Below are 15,869 nucleotides of genomic sequence, written 5' to 3'. Positions count from 1 at the left end.
TTATGGAAGGATGCAATTGCTTCCCGCTCGCCCGTGACGCTTCCTCCGCTCGATTCCCAGCAATGGAATGGCGCGATCCGCGCCTTCGGCTGGGGCTTGCGCGCGACATCGGCGACGATCCTGTCGATGGTGCTGTTCGTCACGTTCATTGGCATCGGCGCGCTCGCCCACGACACTCATTTCAGCATGCTCTGGGCGATCTTGAGCACGGTGTTGGTTTGGGCAGGCCCGGCGCAGATCATTCTGGTGACGACGCTCGGATCGGGGCAGACCATCGTGCAATCGGCGATCGCCGTGACCATGAGCGCGATCCGCCTGTTTCCGATGGTCGTGGCGGTGATGCCGTTGCTGCGCACGCCCGCGACCAAGCGGCGCCAGCTGGTGCTGGTGGCGCATTTCACGGCGGTGACGCTCTGGGTCGAATGCTACCGCTTCCTGCCGCATGTGCCGCGTGAGCGGCGGATCGCCTTTGTCCATGGCCTCGGCACCGGCTTGATCACGATCGGGCTCGTGGCGACCATCATCGGCTATCTGCTGGCGGCCAATCTCTCGCAGACCTTCGGCGCGGCGGTGTTGCTGCTGACCCCGCTGGCGTTCCTGTTTTCCACCGCGCGCAATTCCAGAGAGCTGGCCGATGTGCTCGCGCTGGCATTGGGGCTCGTCTTCTATCCGGTCGCGGCGCTGCTCAACAGCGGCGTCGACATCCTGGTCAGCGGCGTCGCCGCCGGCACCATCGCCTTCGGCGTCCACAAATGGCGGCAGCGCACGTGAGCGACTTTATCGGGGACTGGCATACGCTGGCGGTGCTGCTGGTCGCAGGCGTGATCCCGAACCAAATCTGGCGCATGCTGGGCCTCTGGCTGGGCGGCGGGCTCGACGAGGGCTCCGACCTGCTGGTCTGGGTCAAGGCCGTGGCAACCGCCATCCTCGCCGGCGTCATCGCGCAGATCCTGGTGCATCCGCCGGGCGCGCTGGCAAGCGTGCCGTGGTTCCTCCGCTATGGTGCACTGGCCGCGGGCTTCGCAGCCTTCATGGCGACGCAGCGGTCGATCTTTGCCGGGGTGGTGTGCGGCGAGGTCGTCATGCTCGCGGGCAAATGGTGGCTCGGATAGAGCACGGCTTCCGACATCTCTGGGATAAAGGGCCTGCCAACACTCCTCGATTACAAGCGTTCGCAATTGGACGTGCGGCGATATGATGTGAACTCGGAATCGGCGCACTGGGACCATCAGCGGAGTGGGTTCAGCAACGTGGACAAGAAAGCGCAGAACACCGTGACATCGATGGATGCGATTACCGCTGATCTCGTGGCTGTGCTGGTTGCGGTGAGCGACGGCAATCCCAAGATCATGACGATCGCGCACGCGAGCGCCTTGCCGAGCGGGCCGTTTCAGTTCGCGCACCGCTCGCTGCAGATGGGCCTGCGTGCCTGGGTCGAGGCCCAGACCGGTCGTCCCATCGGCTATGTCGAGCAGCTCTATACCTTCGCCGATCGCGGCCGCACCGGCGATCCCGACGCGCCGCACCGCATCTCGATCAGCTATCTCGGTCTCACCCGCGAGGAGCTGATGCACCACGGATCCGAGGCGCAGTGGTCCTCCTGGTACGACTATTTCCCGTGGGAGGATCACCGAGCCGGGGCGCCTGCACTGATCGCCAAGACCATCGCGCCGAAGCTGCGCGCCTGGGCCAAATCGGAGGTCAATTCCGCGCTCCAGAAGCAGCGCTGGCGCCGCGCCGCCATCACCTTCGGGCTCGACAGCCACGACTGGAACGAGGAGCTGGCGCTGCAGCGCTATGAACTGCTGTACGAGGCCTCGCTGATCCCTGAGGCCGTACGGGACAAGGGGGACGGCGAGCCGGTGGTCCCCGGCCGCGCCATGACCGCCGACCACCGCCGCATCCTTGCCACCGGCATCGCCCGCCTGCGCGCCAAGATCAAATACCGGCCGGTCGTGTTCGAGCTGATGCCGGCCGACTTCACCCTGCTGCAACTGCAACGCAGCGTTGAGGCGCTTGCAGGGCGGCTGGTGCACAAGCAGAATTTCCGCCGCCTCATCGAGCAGCAGGAACTCGTTGAAGAAACAGGCGCAATCGCCGCCGACACGATCGGCCGCCCGGCCAAGCTGTTCCGCTTCCGCCAGGGCGTGCTGGCCGAACGGGCCGTGATCGGAAGCAAGCTCCCGCTCTCCCGCTCTTGACTTGAATTATGCTCAGGATAAGTATAAGCCATAATATACTCAAGGAGAGTATAAATGGCCTTGCTTGAATCGAGCGCGCTTGCGCGCACCGCCCCGCTTTATGATCGCGTCAAACGCGTGATCCCGCCGCCGGAATGGGCGACCTTCGCTGATGATGTCGAGGCGATCCTCGCGCTCAAACGCAAGCGCAATGCGGTGGTGCTCGCTCACAACTACCAGACGCCGGAAATCTTCCATGGCGTGGCCGATATCGTCGGCGACAGCTTGTTGCTGGCGCGCGAAGCGACCAAGGTCGATGCCGACATCATCGTGCTCGCCGGCGTGCACTTCATGGCCGAGACGGCCAAGCTGCTCAATCCCGGGAAGAGGGTGCTGATTCCCGACCTCGAGGCCGGCTGCTCGCTGGCGGAATCCATCACCGCGCAGGACGTGCGGCTGATGCGCGAGCGCTATCCGGATGCGCCCGTGGTCGCCTATGTCAACACCTCGACCGCGGTGAAAGCAGAGGCCGACATCTGCTGCACGTCCGGCAACGCGCTTGCCGTTGTGGAGTCGCTCGGCGCGGGTCACGTGATCATGCTGCCGGACGAATATCTCGCCCGCAACATCGCTGCGCAGACCAAGGTGAAGATCACGGCCTGGAAAGGCCATTGCGAGGTGCACGAGCGCTTCAACGCCGAGGATGTCCGTGCGCTCCGTGAAAATCACCCCGGCATCACGGTGCTGGCGCATCCGGAGTGCCCGCCGGAGGTAGTCGCGGAAGCCGATTTTTCAGGGTCAACAGCGGCGATGTCGAGCTTCGTCGACAACAAGCGGCCCGCGCGTGTCGTGCTGCTGACGGAATGCTCGATGAGCGACAACGTCGCGGTGCTGCACCCCGATGTCGAGTTCATCCGGCCATGCAATCTGTGCCCGCACATGAAGCGGATCACGCTGAAGAACATCCGCCACGCGCTCGAGACCGATGAGCACGAGGTCACGATCGATCCCGAGATTGCCGATCGCGCCCGGCGCTCGGTGGAAAGGATGTTGGTGATATGAGCATCGATCTCTCTGGGCTGGCCAGCCAGCCGGTGATCATCGGCGGTGGTGCCGCCGGCCTGATGACCGCGCTGCAGCTTGCGCCCGAGCCCATGGTGCTGTTGTCGAAGTCTCCGCTCGGCGCGGAGGCCTCGAGCCTGTGGGCGCAAGGCGGCCTCGCCGCGGCCGTGGGCGCGGACGATGACTCTGCGCTGCATCTGCAGGACACGATCGCTGCCGGTGCCGGACTGTGCGACGAGGCTGCCGCCGCGACCATCGTCCGGGCTGCGCCGGCGGCGGTCGACCGCCTCGCGCAGCTCGGGGTCGCCTTCGATCGGCAGCCGGACGGCAGCTGGCGCTTGGGGCTGGAAGCTGCGCACAGCCGCAAGCGGATTGTGCATGCTACCGGCGACGGCACCGGCCGCGAAATCATGCGCGCGCTGATCGCGGCCGTGCGCCGCTGTCCGTCGATTACGCTGCTGGAGGGATTTGAGGCGCGCAGGCTGATCGTCGAAGACAAGGCGATCGCGGGTGTGCTGGCTGCGACGGCCTACGGCCCAGCGATGCTCGCCACCACGCGCGTGGTGATCGCGACCGGCGGCATCGGCGGCCTGTTCCTCGACAGCACCAACCCCAGTGGCTGTTTCGGCCAGGGCCTTGCGCTGGCGGCACGTGTGGGCGCTGAGCTGTCCGACCTCGAATTCGTGCAGTTTCACCCGACAGCTTTCGACGGACCGTCGCGGCCGATGCCGCTGCTGACAGAAGCAATCCGCGGCGACGGCGCGATCCTCATCGACGAAACCGGCGAACGCTTCATGGCCGACGAGCCCGGTGCCGAGTTGGCGCCGCGCGACGTGGTGGCGCGCGCGGTCTGGCGCCATCGCGCGCAAGGACACCGCGTGTTTCTCGATGCTCGCACAAATCCAGGCAAGGATTTCGCCGCGCGCTATCCCGTGATCAGCGCCTTCTGCAGGATGGCCGGCATCGACCCGGCGGTCGATCCGATCCCGGTGCGGCCGGCCGTGCACTACCACATGGGCGGCATCGCGGTGGATCGCGCCGGCCGCAGTACGGTCGAGGGCCTTTGGGCCTGCGGTGAGGTGAGCCGCACCGGGCTGCATGGCGCCAACCGGCTGGCCAGCAATTCGCTGATGGAAGCGATCGTCTGTGCGCAATGGGTGGCGGAAAGTGTCGCCGGCGCGCCGGGCAGGGCCGGCATGCTGCGTAAAATGGCGGCGCTTCCTTCGGCGCCCGACCCGGTCGCGGTGCGGCCGCTGCTTGCAAAAGGTCTTGGTGTGTTGCGCGATCGCCAATCGATCGCAGACGCCGTTCGCAGCCTGCTTCCGCTCGCGGAAGGCGCCGGCGCAGCGGCCGATCCGGCTCTGGTCGGGCTGATGATCGCGGTTGCCGCGCATGGGCGCGCGGAGAGCCGCGGCGCGCATTACCGGACCGATTTTCCGGACACGCTGCCCGTCGCACGACCGTCCACCTTCACTCTTTCACAGGCGATGGATGCCGCACGGGACATCGTCGACGCCGAATATCCGCTCAGGAGTGTGCTGCCATGACCCTCAATCCGCTCTCACCCTTGCTCTATGAGCCGCTGGTGCGCGCGGCCTTGCTCGAGGATCTCGGCCGGGCCGGCGACATCACCACCGATGCGATCGTCCCGCCCGAGCAGGGCGCGTCGCTCGGCTTGAAGGCGCGCCAGCACGGCGCAATCGCGGGGCTGGAGATGGCGCGCTGTGTGTTCCAACTGGTCTCGCCTGCGGTGCGGATGGAGATCGAGCGGCCCGACGGCAGCGCCGTGGCGCCGGGCGACACCATCGCGACCATCAGCGGCCCGGCGCGCGCACTGCTGACCGGCGAGCGGACCGCGCTCAACTTTCTCTGCCGCCTGAGCGGCGTCGCCACAGCCGCCGCGTCGCTCGTCGCGGCGGTGAAGGGAACGCGGGCGCAGATCGTCTGCACCCGCAAGACCACGCCGGGCTTGCGCGCGCTGGAGAAATACGCGGTGCGTGCCGGCGGCGGCGGCAACCATCGCTTTGGCCTCGACGATGCCGTCCTGATCAAGGACAACCACATCGCAGTGGCAGGCGGCATCAGGCCTGCGATCGCGCGCGCAAAAGCCCATGTCGGCCATCTCGTCAAGATCGAGGTCGAGGTCGATACGCTGGCGCAGCTCGAAGAAGCGCTGGCGCTCGGCATCGATGCCGTCCTGCTCGACAACATGACGATCGAGGATCTCAGGCAGGCCGTCGCCATGGTCGGCGGCAAGGCGATCACCGAGGCCTCCGGCCGCATCACCGCGGCGACCGCGCCCGCGATCGCTGCAACCGGCGTCGACCTGATCTCGGCCGGCTGGATCACGCATTCCTCGGCCGCGCTGGATATCGGGCTGGATCACCTGTAAGGGGCAGCGTCCGCGGAATAAATCGTTTACCTCGTGATCCCCGGATGCCAACATTCGCTGACTTGCTTGCCGAATGGGAGCGAATGTCGGGGGATCACCCGGGGTCGCGCCTGTCTATGGGATCAGCTTCATGACAATCGATACCGATCTCCGTCCGGGCGAAGTGGCCATCGACGCGCCACCGCCGCGCGACGCACAGCTCTATTTCATCGGCCGCATCCGCACGCCCTGGACATCCAGGCTGGAGACGCCGCGGCAGGGCAGCCATGAGGGGCCGGTGTGCCGGCTCGAAATCTTCGAGCCGTGGGTGCCGGCGCTGAAGGGCGTCGATTTCTACACCCATCTCGAGGTGATCTACTGGCTGGACCGCTCGCGCCGCGACCTCGTGCTGCAGAGCCCGAAGCATCACGACGAGAAGACCCGCGGTACCTTCTCGCTGCGCTCGCCGGTGCGGCCCAACCCGATCGGGACGTCGACGGTCAGGTTCGTTGCGCTCGAAGGCAACACGGTCCTGGTGCGCGGGCTCGACTGCCTCGACCAGACGCCGCTCCTCGATATCAAGCCGGACCGCTGCGTGTTCTCGCCACTGTCGCAGCGGCAGGTGGTGGGGAGGAATGGCGAATAAGGCTCCCGGAGTTGGTTTTCGAGGTCACAGCTTGGCTTCGTCGGTCGGGGCGATGGCCTGTAGTCCGAGCAGGTCGACGATTCTTGGCAGTGTGGCATCATCGGCAAAAATGAACGTCTCGCTCTCAGAACTGCCTTCCGAAACTCTGATGTAGCGCCCACGTCCTTTGGCTTTGGCGATCCGGTTCATTTCCGCCAGCGCGGGCGTCACGTCCGGACGCTTCAAGCTCTCAATCTCGAATCGACACGCACCAAGTTCTTCGACCTCGAAGGAAACCCTGGTCAGGCCGTTCTTCATGACGCGCAGATCGAGGTGCGCCACGTCTAGGCCGGCCAGGGCAAAAAACTGCCGCACCATATGTTCGAGCGCATTGTCTTCATTGACGAGGTTGATGCTGCTCGCATTGGCGAAAATGGAAGAGCTGTGCTGCTCCAGTATTTCGGTTGCCGCATCATCATCCATCGATGAGAGCGGCGGATATAGCTCCTGCACATCGTCGAGGTAACAGGTCAGGCTATCCGTGCCACCCGCCAGAGCTAAGAAAAGTGGCTGTAGCTTCGGCGCTGGTCTTGTGTCGTCCGTCTTCCAAAGGGACACATCGACCAAGGCCCGCGCGACGACGAGATTCCGTTCAAGCTCTGACCAAATGACCAGCCCGTTCGCTTCGAATTGGTCCAGCGCCGTCATGACAAATTCACGGTCGGCAGCGGTGAACATCGGTCGTCGATCCGGCTCGGGCTCACTCGGTGCACTCAGTGCGGGTCTACGAAACAGCCACGACCAAATTGACATGCACGCTACCTTAAGGCGCGAGATTCATAAACTTCGAGCGGCGGGTATACGATCACGCGGGAGAACGCTCGGCGGCCGGTTCACTCCTTCAACGCGGCGGCCAATCTCGCCGCGTGCTCTTCCAGCACCTTAGGCTCTTCCTTGCGGCTCGCGGGCGGCAGCAGGGAATCGCCGGTATGGCGCGGCATCACATGCACATGCAGGTGAAACACCACCTGGCCGCCGGCGTGCTCGTTGAACTGCTGGATGGTGATGCCGTCGGCATTGAACGCGGACTTGGCGGCCCGGGCGATCAGGCGCGTGGCGCGACCGACATGGAGATAGTCCTCCTCGGTGATGTCGAGGATGTTGCGGGCAGGGGCCTTCGGGATCACCAGCGTGTGACCGGGCACGCGCGGCATGATGTCGAGGAAGGCCAGCACATGGTCGTCCTCGTAGACCTTGTAGCTGGGGAATTCGCCGCGCAGGATTTTTGCGAACGGATTGTTGGGATCATAGGCGGTCATTGCTGCACCTCGGGGCTCCTCGGACCGCGTTACTTTCCTTGCCATCCGCCAAAGGTCAATAGCCGGTCAGGACGGCTCGTCAGCCTCTTTACGGAACGGCCCGGCCTCAGCGAGTTCGCGGCCGGCTTCCTCAACATAGGCGCGCTCGCGCTTCAGATAATCGTCGATGGCGCGGCGCAGGCCGCGATCGGCGATGAAGTGCGCGGAATAGGTGGTCTGTGGCAGGTAGCCACGGGCGATCTTATGCTCGCCCTGGGCGCCGGCTTCCACGATTCTGAGCCGGCGCTGGATGGCGAAATCGATCGCCTGATAGTAGCAAACCTCGAAATGCAGGAATGGGTGGTGCTCGATCGCACCCCAGTTGCGGCCGAACAGCGTGTGGGAGCCGATAAAGTTGATGGCGCCCGCGATCCAGCGGCCCTCGCGCTTGGCCATCACGAGCAGCACGTCGTCGGCCATGCTCTGGCCGATCAGCGAGAAGAACTTGCGGTTGAGATAGGGCCGGCCCCATTTGCGCGAGCCGGTGTCCATGTAGAAATCGAAGAAGGCGTCCCAGGCCTCCTCGGTGATGTCCTTGCCGGTCAGCCGATGGATGGTGATGCCATTCGCGAGGGCATCGCGCCGCTCGCGCTTGATCGCCTTGCGATGGCGCGAATTCAAGGTCGCCAGAAAATCGTCGAAGCTCGAAAAGCCCTGATTGTGCCAGTGGAACTGCTGGTCGGTGCGCTTGAGGAAGCCTTGGCCGGCCAGAAGCTCCCATTCGTGCTCGCGGGCGAAGGTGACATGCACGGAAGAGGCCTCGCTGATCCCGCATAGCGCGATCAGCCCCTGCGCGAGCGCATTGCCGATTTGACTCCGATCCTCACCTGCACGGATCAGGAGCCGGGGACCGGTCGCCGGCGTGAAGGGAACCGAGACCTGCAGCTTCGGATAATAGCGGCCGCCGGCGCGCTCATAGGCGTCGGCCCAGCCGCGATCGAAGACATATTCGCCTTGCGAATGTGACTTGAGATAGCAGGGAACGACGCCGACGATCCGCTCGTCGACCTTGGCCACCAGATGGCGGGGCGCCCAGCCGGTACGGATGGTGGCGCAGCCTGAGGCTTCGGCCGCCGACAAAAACGCATGCGAAACGAAGGGGTTGTAGGCTTGGCCGAGAGCGCTGCACGAGCTGGCCAGCGGCTCCGGTGCCAGCGGATTGGCGCAGGCGTTCCAATCGACCGCCGGGATCTCGCCAATTCCGGGCAGTGCTTCGAGCGTGATCTCAGATGATGCCATCGAACCCTTAGGTGAGGTGGAGGGAATGATCCCCGTCAGCCCCGCCTCCCTAAGATCGTGCATTGCAGCAGCGACTGCAAGGTCGCTCTCATGCTTCCGGCGTAAAGCCTTCGAAGATCATCTGATCCGCGTAGCGCCCGGCAGCCTGGCGCTGCTCCGGGGTGCGGACCGTCCAGGCCAGGAGCGGACAGCCGAACACGTTGCGGGCGATCCAGGGCGCCGGTGCCGGCAGCTGGTTGACCCAGAAGGCAACGAAATGCGGCCTCGTTTGGAACCCGTGGCGTAGATGCAGCATGCTGTCGCGCTGCGCGCGCGTCAGCTTCTCCCAATAGCCGTCTTCGTAGGTCCGCTGGGCAACGATGCCGCGCGTCAGGTTCGGCATGGTCTCACGCAACGCCAGGACCTGATCGGGATCGAACGACATGCCGACGGCGGGACCGGAATAGGACGAGAGCACCTCGGCCATCCGCTTCACCAGCCTGCGATCGCCGTTGAAATAGCTTTTCACCTCGATCACCAGCGGCACGCGGCCCGCGACGAGACCGCAGAGATCGGCGAGCGTCATCATCCGCTCGTCGGTGTTCTTGAAGGACAGCTCCTTCAGCTCGGCCGCGGTCTTCTCGATGAGGTAGCCGGAGCCCTCGGTAAGGCGGCCGAGCTCATGGTCGTGATGCACCATGGCCTCACCGTCGGCGGACAGCTGGATGTCGCATTCGATGGCGAAGTCGCCGGCGACGGCGGCACGCGCCGCGGCCGGCATGTTCTCGACCACGCCGCGCGCGATGTCATGCAGCCCGCGATGGGCGACAGGGCGGGCCGTCAGCCAGTCTGGTGCACGCATATGGCCCGTCCGGTCCCGCGAAGCTCAGGCGATCTCGAAGATGCCTTCGACTTCCACAGCGGCATCTGCCGGCAGCGCGGCCACGCCTACGGTGGTGCGGGCATGGCGGCCCTTGTCGCCGAACACTGCGACCATCAGGTCGGAGGCGCCGTTGAGCACCTTCGGCCCGTCCAGGAAGTCGGGCGCGGAGTTGACGAAGCCGCCGAGCCGGACCACGCGGACGACCTTGTCGAGGTCGCCGATCGCGGCTTTCACCTGGGCCAGCAGGTTGATGGCGCAACCGCGCGCCGCTGCGGCACCGTCCTCGACCGAAACGCCGCCGCCGAGCTTGCCCTTGGCGATCAGCTTGCCGTCGGCGCCGAAGCAGACCTGGCCCGAGACAAACAGCAGATTGCCTGATCGGACGAAGGGGACGTAATTCGCCACCGGCGCCGCGGGCTGGGGCAAGGTGATGCCCTGAGCCACCAAATTCTGTTCAACCGTACCCGCCATGGATATCCCCGTCTGGTCATGAATGGCCGATCCGACGGTCGGATCGGCGGCTTTCTTTGGCGTATCGGACCGTCACTTGCAAGCCGGTGCCGGGGGAGGGCCGCTCGCCGAACGCAGCTGCTGAATTCTGCGGCAATGGCCACGTCCTCCGGCCCATCTGCTTTGAGCGTTTGCACGTTTACGTGAGACGGCCCCAGTTGCGACGCAACGCCACGATCTCTAATGTGACGATTCTCCGATAGGCCTGGGAAAACTCACATGGCTCGTTCGTTTCGACCGGCGCTCCGTGCGCTCGCTGTTGCCGCAATCGCCATCGGCCCGGCACAGGTTGCGGCCGCAGCACCGTTCCTGCCGCATCAAGCCCTCTATGAGCTGAGCCTGGTCAAGTCGCGCGGATCGAGCCCGATCAACAGCGCGCGCGGCCGCATCCTCTACAATTTCACCGGCAGTGCCTGCGAGGGCTACACGTCCGAATTCCGCCAGGTCTCGGAACTCGATGTCGGCGAAGGCAAGGTAACGTTGAGCGACCTGCGCTCGACGGCCTGGGAAGACGGCAGCGGCAAGAGCTACCGGTTCAAGATCGACTCGCGGATGAACGATACCGATTCCAACCCGGTCGACGGTATTGCCGAGCGCACCGGCGACCACATCACGGTCAAGTTGAAGCAGCCGGAGGCCAAGACGTTCACGCTCGATGGCTCGACCGTGTTTCCGACCGAGCAAATCCAGCGCATCATCGCCGCCGCGCGCGAAGGAAAGTCGCTGCTGGAGCTGTCGGTCTATGACGGATCGGACAACGGCGAGAAGGTCTACAACACGCTGACCGTGATCGGACAGCCGATTCACGACGACAAGACGGTCAGCGCCCCCGATCCTGCGACCGCGAGCGAGCAGATGAAGGGCCTGACCCGCTGGCCGGTCACGGTCAGCTACTACGACAGCGAGGCGAAGAAGACCGAAGGCGAGCAGACGCCGATCTATGCGATGTCCTTCGAGCTGTACGAGAACGGCGTCTCGCGCTCGCTCGTGCTCGACTACAATGATTTCGTCATCGCCGGCGCGCTCGGCAAGTTCGACGTCAAGGACGCGAAGGACGAGAAGCCCTGCGGTCACTAGTCCCGCAGCGGCGATCAATATCGTTCGACCGATCACGCAATGCCGAGTTGTGTTCCTTGAACGTCTTGGATGCGCGAGACGTTGAAGCGATGTGAGCCGTTGTTCTCCTTGTGCGCCAGCAGTCGCTGTCCATTTCCATTGATGAAGATCCGCGTCGTGCGGTCTTCTAAATGACATGGAGAGATGACATGGCAAGGCTCGAACTAATCGTGAGCACAGTGCTGGTCGGAGCTGCGCTCGCCGCGCCGGCAATGGCTCGCGAGCATCATGTGAGACCGTCTCGCGCCATGACGGAGGTCCAGGCCAATGCTGGCGTGATCCGCTTCCCCGACGGCCGGGTCTGCATCCCGGCGCCGCGGGTCGGGGCGTTTGCCACCGCGCCGTGGACCAACGACGTTCCCTGTGAGCCGTATGGCTACGGCAACTATGGCTACAATTACGGCTACTGACGCCGAGCCCATCAGGTGATGCGCGCCGAAACAGTCCACACCGACGGCTTGAAACTGTTTCGGGCGCGATCATTGCCTCCATTGCGCTTCAGCCGGCCTTCTCCGGCCCGTCATAGGCGATGCCGCGGATCACGGCGTCCTGGCCGAACTTCCTGCGCAGGGCATCCATGGCGCGCTCGGCTGAGGCCGAGCGGCGGTCGAGCATGTCGCTGTCACCGGCCTCGGACCCCGGGCGCAGCGCGCTGACGCCGGCCCCCATCAGGCGGAACGCCGTGCCGTCGGTTTCGCGCGCCAGCATCTCGCGGCAGATCGCAAAGATCTTGCCGGCGAGCTGCGTCGGCGTGGCGATCGATTGCGAGCGGGTCCGCTGGCGGAAGTCGGCGGTCTTCAGCTTCAGCGTGACGGTGCAGCCCGCAAGATTGCTGGCCTTCAGCCGGTACGAGACTTTCTCGGCAAGGCGCCACAGCAGCTTCTCCAAGGTGGCGTAATCGCGGATGTCGTCCTCGAACGTGGTCTCGCTGGAAATGCTCTTGGCGCCGCGATCGGCAATCACCTTGCGATCGTCGATGCCGCGGGCCAGCCGCCAGAGCCTGCGCCCGTCGCTCGGAAACTGCTTCATCAGCTCGATCTCGTCGGCCCGCTGCAGGTCGGCGATGGTGCGAAAGCCGCGTTGCGCCAGCCGCTCCTGCGTCGCCGGCCCAACTCCGAAGATGAAGCCGACCGGCTTGTCGGCGAGCAGCTCGCGGGCGTCCTCCTGATCGAGCGTGGCAAAGCCGCGGGGCTTGTCGAGATCGGAGGCGATCTTGGCCAGGAATTTGTTGCAGGACAGCCCGACCGAGACCGTGATGCCGATATTTGCTTCCACCTCGCGGGCAAAGCGCGCCAGCACCTTGGCGGCAATCATGCCGTGAACGCGTTCGGTGCCGGAGAGATCAAGGAACGCCTCGTCGATCGACAGCGGCTCGACCAGCGGCGTCAAAGCCTGCATGGCCTGCCGCACTTCGCGGCCGACCCGGACATATTTCGCCATGTCGGGGCGGATCACCACGGCTGACGGGCAGAGCTCCAGCGCCTTGAACATCGGCATCGCCGAACGCACGCCATAGGTGCGCGCGATGTAGCAGGCTGCGGACACCACGCCGCGCTTGCCGCCGCCGATGATGACGGGCCGGTCGGCGACCTCAGGGTTGTCGCGCTTTTCCACCGTGGCATAGAAGGCGTCGCAATCGATATGGGCGAGCGCGAGCGAGGACAGCGCGCGATGCCGGACCAGGCGCGGCGAGCCGCAGGCGACGCAGCGCCTCGCCTTCGCTTCCAGGTCGCTGAGGCAATCCCGACAGAAGCAGGTCGGCCCGGCCGCCGCGCGTAGCCCTGCATCCGGCGGGGGAGCGCTCACGGCACGTCGCGCTCCCATTTTCGGTCCCCCAATACCTCCCGGGCCGCCATGATATTGGTCGGGTGGAGCTTGGAGGCCTCGGCGAAAGCCTTAACGCTATCGTCGTCCTTCAGGATGAAATCGAGCACATGAGCGAGGAAATTCGGGTCCGCTGCCGACGAGCGGAGCGTCTCCGGGCCGATGCCCGTCTCGGCCAGAAAACGACCCAGACGCTCGGGGTCGCCGGCCAGGAAAGAAAGGGCCTGAATCGCAACGATTTCAGCAACTTCCCGGGGATTTCGAGCAGGCTTTTTCAACGGCCGGTTTGCCTTTCCGTTAACTTCTGGGCTCTACTTTGGGGCAGCCATCATGCCCGAGTCTTCGAAATCTGTTCAAGCAACTGGAAACCATCTCGCCGAAGATGGAAGATCAACTTTAACGGCTTTACGCGAATCTAGGGCGAGTTTGAATTAGATGAAATCGGCGGGCAGGGGTCCGCCGGAGGGCAGTGGGTGTCAGTGATGAGGAGGGACGGATGGGAAAGACCGTCCTGATCGTGGAGGACAATGAGCTTAATATGAAGCTCTTTCGCGATCTGTTGGAAGCGCATGGCTACCAGACGTCCGGGACCAGTTCGGGTGTCGAGGCGCTCGACATCGTACGCAAGACGCGCCCCGATCTGATCCTGATGGACATCCAGCTGCCCCAGGTCTCCGGGCTCGAGGTAACGCGCTGGATCAAGGATGACCCGGAATTGCGTTCGATTCCGGTGGTCGCCGTCACGGCCTTTGCCATGAAGGGCGATGAGGAGCGTATCCGCGAAGGCGGATGCGAGGCGTATCTTTCAAAACCGATCTCGGTCGGAAAATTCATTGAAACCGTAAGACGCTTTATCGGGTAGGGGAGTTTTCGATGTCCGCGCGTATCCTTGTGGTCGACGACGTCCCGGCCAATGTGAAGCTGTTGGAAGCGCGGCTGTCTGCCGAATATTTCGACGTGCTGACGGCGTCCAACGGCGCGGAGGCGCTGCAGATGTGCCAGCGCGCCGAATGTGACATCATCCTGCTCGACGTGATGATGCCGGACATGGATGGCTTCGAGGTCTGTCGCCGGCTCAAGACGAATCCGGTGACCCATTACATTCCGGTGATCATGGTCACGGCGCTGGACAGTCCGGCGGACCGCGTCCGCGGATTGGAAGCCGGTGCCGACGACTTCCTGACCAAGCCGGTGTCGGATGTCGTGCTGATCGCGCGCGTCAGGTCGTTGACACGGCTGAAGATGATGACCGACGAGCTGCGGATGCGCGCGCTGACCTCGCTCGAGATCGGCGTCCAGGCGCCGGAGCGCGATGCGGTCGCCGACACCGGACGCGGCGGACGCGTGCTCCTGGTCGACGACCGGCCGTCGTCCTATGAGCGGCTGGCGCCGCTGCTGGCGGCCGAGCATGCCGTCGACGTCGAGCCCAATCCGGCCGAGGCGGTGTTCAATGCAGCCGACGGCAATTACGACCTCGTCATCGTCTCGCTCGATCTCGACAATTTCGACGGCCTGAGGCTCTGCAGCCAGATCCGTTCGCTGGAGCGCACCAGGCATGTGCCGATCCTCGCGGTGACGGACGCCGACAACAACACGCGGCTGTTGCGCGGGCTCGAGATCGGCGTGAACGATTATCTGTTGCGTCCGGTCGACAGGAACGAGCTGCTGGCGCGGGCGCGCACCCAGATCCGCCGTCGCCGCTACACCGACCATCTGCGCGACAATGTGCAGAATTCGATCGAGATGGCGATCACGGACGCGCTGACCTCGCTGCACAATCGCCGCTACATGGAGACGCATCTCGCGACCCTGGCCGAGCAGGCCGCCAGCCGCGGCAAGCCGCTGGCGCTGATGATGCTCGACATCGACTTCTTCAAAGCCATCAACGACACCCACGGCCACGACGCCGGTGACGACGTGCTGCGTGAATTCGCCATTCGTGTGCGCCGGTCGATCCGCGGCATCGATCTCGCCTGCCGCTACGGTGGCGAGGAGTTCGTGATCGTGATGCCCGAGACCGACCTGCATGTCGCCGGCATGGTCGCAGAGCGGCTGCGCCGCTCGATCGCCAACGAACCCTTTTCGGTCCAGAAGGGCGAGACGCGCATCGAGGTGACGGTCTCGATCGGGCTGTCGACGCTCGAGCAGAAGGGCGAGCCGATCGGCGACGTGCTGAAGCGGGCGGACACCGCGCTCTATCGCGCCAAGCATGACGGCCGCAATCGCGTGGTCACGATCGCGCCGCCGAACCAGCCGAGCTTCCTGCCGCAGGTCGCCGGCCGCGGCCGCTGAGGGGCAGGGTGGCCCTAAGGGGCGGCCGCTGCCAGCTCTGTCGTTGATAAATGCGCGCATCTCTCTCCAGATCGTCATTCCGGGGCGCGACGAAGTCGCGAGCCCGGAATCCATAACCACCATCGTGAGTATGGATTCCGGGCTCGCGCTGCGCGCGCCCCGGAATGACGGTGAGTTTGTTGCACGATCCGTCCAGACATGACCATCCGTCCTCGCCACGCATCCTGCGTCCGAGCTTTGAAATTCATCGCCCATCGAAATGAAGGGCGCAGGGAAGGCCGGGAGCTCGCCGCTCCCATGGCCCGCCTGCAACAAGAAAAGCAGGCGGCAGTCACCACAGGCTCGGCCGAAACATCCCGGCCTTCCCTGCGCGATGGCTTTACGGCTTATACGTGATCTCCTCGGGGACCGGCTTGTTTGCCCCCGTCCA

General features: G+C 64.7%; 18 protein-coding genes. 11 read left to right on the top strand and 7 right to left on the bottom strand.

Annotated features, from left to right (window positions below; all coding sequences use genetic code 11):
• Positions 1–33 precede the first annotated feature (33 nt).
• The 7 genes from BRAS3843_RS06250 (at position 34) to tsaA (ending at position 6,259) form a co-directional block, all read left to right on the top strand.
• A complete protein-coding gene (locus BRAS3843_RS06250) occupies positions 34–771 on the top strand; it encodes an AzlC family ABC transporter permease (RefSeq protein ID WP_008967924.1) in 738 nt (245 codons plus the stop codon).
• The gene (locus BRAS3843_RS06245) at positions 768–1,112 is read left to right on the top strand and encodes an AzlD domain-containing protein (RefSeq protein ID WP_008967923.1); all 345 of its coding nucleotides are present in this window, start codon (positions 768–770) and stop codon (positions 1,110–1,112) included. Before BRAS3843_RS06250 ends, BRAS3843_RS06245 begins: the two co-directional genes overlap by 4 nt.
• A 171-nt stretch (positions 1,113–1,283) precedes the next feature.
• Positions 1,284–2,201: a hypothetical protein gene (locus tag BRAS3843_RS06240; protein WP_050886364.1), complete on the top strand. Its 918-nt coding sequence runs from the start codon at positions 1,284–1,286 to the stop codon at positions 2,199–2,201.
• 54 nt (positions 2,202–2,255) lie between these two features.
• Positions 2,256–3,242, top strand: coding sequence for a quinolinate synthase NadA (gene nadA, locus BRAS3843_RS06235; protein ID WP_008967921.1), 987 nt, complete (start codon positions 2,256–2,258; stop codon positions 3,240–3,242).
• Positions 3,239–4,789, top strand: coding sequence for an L-aspartate oxidase (locus BRAS3843_RS06230; RefSeq protein WP_008967920.1), 1,551 nt, complete (start codon positions 3,239–3,241; stop codon positions 4,787–4,789). Before nadA ends, BRAS3843_RS06230 begins: the two co-directional genes overlap by 4 nt.
• Positions 4,786–5,634 (top strand): carboxylating nicotinate-nucleotide diphosphorylase, encoded by an 849-nt coding sequence (gene nadC, locus BRAS3843_RS06225; RefSeq protein WP_008967919.1) that lies wholly within the window; start codon positions 4,786–4,788, stop codon positions 5,632–5,634. Before BRAS3843_RS06230 ends, nadC begins: the two co-directional genes overlap by 4 nt.
• Positions 5,635–5,764: 130 nt before the next feature.
• Positions 5,765–6,259 (top strand): tRNA (N6-threonylcarbamoyladenosine(37)-N6)-methyltransferase TrmO, encoded by a 495-nt coding sequence (tsaA, locus tag BRAS3843_RS06220; protein WP_008967918.1) that lies wholly within the window; start codon positions 5,765–5,767, stop codon positions 6,257–6,259.
• A gap of 24 nt (positions 6,260–6,283) precedes the next feature.
• On the opposite strand, the gene BRAS3843_RS06215 is transcribed toward tsaA, so the two are convergent.
• The 5 genes from BRAS3843_RS06215 to BRAS3843_RS06195 all read right to left on the bottom strand — a co-directional run bounded on the left by BRAS3843_RS06215 (position 6,284) and on the right by BRAS3843_RS06195 (position 10,168).
• On the bottom strand, positions 6,284–6,976 hold the full coding sequence (locus BRAS3843_RS06215) for a hypothetical protein (RefSeq protein ID WP_008967917.1): 693 nt from the start codon (positions 6,974–6,976) through the stop codon (positions 6,284–6,286).
• A gap of 155 nt (positions 6,977–7,131) precedes the next feature.
• A complete protein-coding gene (locus BRAS3843_RS06210; protein WP_008967916.1) occupies positions 7,132–7,557 on the bottom strand; it encodes an HIT family protein in 426 nt (141 codons plus the stop codon).
• Positions 7,558–7,623: 66 nt separating this feature from the next.
• Positions 7,624–8,835 (bottom strand): GNAT family N-acetyltransferase, encoded by a 1,212-nt coding sequence (locus BRAS3843_RS06205; RefSeq protein ID WP_008967915.1) that lies wholly within the window; start codon positions 8,833–8,835, stop codon positions 7,624–7,626.
• 88 nt (positions 8,836–8,923) lie between these two features.
• Positions 8,924–9,676 carry a glycerophosphodiester phosphodiesterase family protein gene (locus BRAS3843_RS06200; protein WP_008967914.1) on the bottom strand — a complete coding sequence of 251 codons (753 nt, stop codon included), beginning with the start codon at positions 9,674–9,676 and terminating at the stop codon, positions 8,924–8,926.
• Positions 9,677–9,700: 24 nt separating this feature from the next.
• On the bottom strand, positions 9,701–10,168 hold the full coding sequence (locus BRAS3843_RS06195; protein ID WP_008967913.1) for a RidA family protein: 468 nt from the start codon (positions 10,166–10,168) through the stop codon (positions 9,701–9,703).
• Between the two features lie 258 nt (positions 10,169–10,426).
• Between BRAS3843_RS06195 and BRAS3843_RS06190 the strand changes: the two genes are divergently transcribed.
• Both BRAS3843_RS06190 and BRAS3843_RS06185 read left to right on the top strand, forming a co-directional pair.
• Positions 10,427–11,284, top strand: a complete 858-nt coding sequence (locus BRAS3843_RS06190; RefSeq protein WP_008967912.1) for a cell envelope integrity EipB family protein — start codon at positions 10,427–10,429, stop codon at positions 11,282–11,284.
• 188 nt (positions 11,285–11,472) lie between these two features.
• Positions 11,473–11,733, top strand: coding sequence for a hypothetical protein (locus BRAS3843_RS06185; protein WP_008967911.1), 261 nt, complete (start codon positions 11,473–11,475; stop codon positions 11,731–11,733).
• Positions 11,734–11,821: 88 nt separating this feature from the next.
• On the opposite strand, the gene BRAS3843_RS06180 is transcribed toward BRAS3843_RS06185, so the two are convergent.
• Positions 11,822–13,147 carry a DNA polymerase IV gene (locus tag BRAS3843_RS06180; RefSeq protein WP_050886362.1) on the bottom strand — a complete coding sequence of 442 codons (1,326 nt, stop codon included), beginning with the start codon at positions 13,145–13,147 and terminating at the stop codon, positions 11,822–11,824.
• Positions 13,126–13,425, bottom strand: coding sequence for a DUF3572 domain-containing protein (locus tag BRAS3843_RS06175; RefSeq protein ID WP_008967909.1), 300 nt, complete (start codon positions 13,423–13,425; stop codon positions 13,126–13,128). The genes BRAS3843_RS06180 and BRAS3843_RS06175 overlap by 22 nt, the downstream gene beginning before the upstream one ends.
• 218 nt (positions 13,426–13,643) lie before the next feature.
• On the opposite strand from BRAS3843_RS06175, the gene BRAS3843_RS06170 reads away from it, so the two are divergent.
• Together BRAS3843_RS06170 and BRAS3843_RS06165 are read left to right on the top strand one after the other, a co-directional pair.
• Positions 13,644–14,009: a response regulator gene (locus tag BRAS3843_RS06170; RefSeq protein WP_008967908.1), complete on the top strand. Its 366-nt coding sequence runs from the start codon at positions 13,644–13,646 to the stop codon at positions 14,007–14,009.
• Between the two features lie 11 nt (positions 14,010–14,020).
• Positions 14,021–15,439, top strand: a complete 1,419-nt coding sequence (locus BRAS3843_RS06165; RefSeq protein ID WP_008967907.1) for a PleD family two-component system response regulator — start codon at positions 14,021–14,023, stop codon at positions 15,437–15,439.
• The last annotated feature ends 430 nt before the right edge of the window (positions 15,440–15,869 follow it).

The sequence above is a fragment of the Bradyrhizobium sp. STM 3843 genome (genome assembly GCF_000239815.1).
In the GTDB taxonomy this organism is placed as follows: Bacteria; Pseudomonadota; Alphaproteobacteria; order Rhizobiales; family Xanthobacteraceae; genus Bradyrhizobium.
The sequence above is the reverse complement of the archived record's forward strand: the minus strand, read 5'-3'. Positions and strand labels throughout refer to the sequence as shown.